The 1,522-nt window shown below is 64.9% G+C and carries 2 protein-coding genes; both read left to right on the plus strand.

The annotated features are described in order from the left end of the window. The first annotated feature begins 30 nt into the window (after positions 1-30). Positions 31-549, plus strand: coding sequence for an RNA polymerase sigma factor (locus tag EN750_RS33745; protein WP_127372020.1), 519 nt, complete (start codon positions 31-33; stop codon positions 547-549). Next, positions 546-1,337: an anti-sigma factor gene (locus EN750_RS33750; protein ID WP_127399231.1), complete on the plus strand. Its 792-nt coding sequence runs from the start codon at positions 546-548 to the stop codon at positions 1,335-1,337. Before EN750_RS33745 ends, EN750_RS33750 begins: the two co-directional genes overlap by 4 nt. The last annotated feature ends 185 nt before the right edge of the window (positions 1,338-1,522 follow it).

Consider the following 1,522-nt stretch of genomic DNA (forward strand, 5'->3'; position numbering starts at 1 on the left):
CAATAAGGGCGACCTCGAAAACCAGCGGTCATGGACGAAAAGAAGGCAGCAATCCTTGGCGAAATACCGCGCCTGCGCCGCTACGCACGCTCGCTTTTGCGCGACCGCGACGCTGCCGACGACCTTGTCCAGGATTGCCTCGAGCGGGCGCTTGTGCGGCTCGACAACTGGCAGACGGGAGAAAGCCCCCGGAGGTGGCTGTTTACGATCATGCATCATTTGTTCATCGACCAGATGCGCAAGGTGAACCGCCGCGGCGAGGCGGCGATGCTGCCGCTGGAGGCGGGCGAGGCCGTTGCCCAGCCGGCCGAGCAGGTGGAGAGCATTGCCTCGCGCGAGATCGTCGACGCATTGCAGGCGATCAGCCCCGACCGTCGCGCAGCCCTTGTCATGGTTGCCATCGAAGGTTTTTCCTATGCCGAAGCCGCCAACATTCTGGGCGTGCCTGCGGGCACGCTGATGTCGCGCATTGCGCGCGGGCGTGAGGAATTGCGCGGGTTGCTGGACGACACGGCGCGCCGCCGCGCGATAAGGATTGTCGAGAAATGATCCGCCGCGACTTTTCCGAACGTGACATCCATATGGCGCTCGATGGCGAGCTGCCCGGCGATGAGCGCGCGGCCTACGATGCCTGGCTCGACGCCAATCCCGAGATGAAGGCCAGGAGCGCCCGTTTCACCGCCGACCGGGCGGCGCTGCGTGCCGCCTTCGCCGACGTGCTGGACGAAGCCGTGCCTGGGCACTTGCACAAGGTCGTGCTTGGCGAGGTGCCGGTCAAGGCAGCTGTGCCACGCTCACGCTGGTGGCTTGCCGCTGCTGCCGCCGTGCTTCTGGCCGTAGGCGGACTTGGTGGCTATTTTGCCGGCATCGATGGCATCGGCCAGGAGGACCCGGCCGAAGATCGGCTGGCCGAGCAGGCAATCGCGGCTCATGTCATCTATGCCGCCGAAAAGCGGCATGCCGTCGAGGTGCCGGCCAGGGACAAGGACCATCTGCAGACATGGCTGTCCAACCGGGTAGGGCTGAAGCTGGTGGCGCCGGACCTGACCGCCGATGGATTCCAGCTGGTCGGCGGCCGGCTGTTGCCGGCAGGCGAGAGCAAGGCCGCCATGCTGCTTTACGAGGACGGCAATGGGCAGCGTATATCGCTGTTCGTCACCACGGAATCGACGGAGAATGCCAAGGGCACCTACGCCGCCGCGCAAGATGGACCCGAGGCCGTCTACTGGCTGGACAAGGGCTATGGCTGCGCCGTGGTCGGCTCCTTGCCGCGCGAGCGGCTGGCCGAGGTCGCCAGGAGCGCCTACACGCAACTTGTGAACGGGCTGGCAAGCTGAACGGCATTGCTTTTGCCGGTGCCGTCGATCCGCGAATGCCGATCCGGCCGAAGGACCTTTTGCGCCCGTCGGGTCGGCGTCTGATTTGTCACAATTCGGCCCTAATCGAGGTGCGATAGCGCTTGATGAATGCCGTCGCATCGCCCCGGAAATCGGAAGCGGTTTTTGGAACACGAGGCGAAGAT

The organism is Mesorhizobium sp. M7A.F.Ca.ET.027.03.2.1 (assembly GCF_003999175.1).
Taxonomy (GTDB): Bacteria; Pseudomonadota; Alphaproteobacteria; order Rhizobiales; family Rhizobiaceae; genus Mesorhizobium.

What these genes read in the sequence shown, in the direction of transcription:
- EN750_RS33745 (WP_127372020.1), top strand. Translation starts at nt 31, where the DNA reads ATGGACGAAAAGAAGGCAGCAATCCTTGGCGAAATACCGCGCCTGCGC.
- EN750_RS33750 (WP_127399231.1), top strand. Translation starts at nt 546, where the DNA reads ATGATCCGCCGCGACTTTTCCGAACGTGACATCCATATGGCGCTCGAT.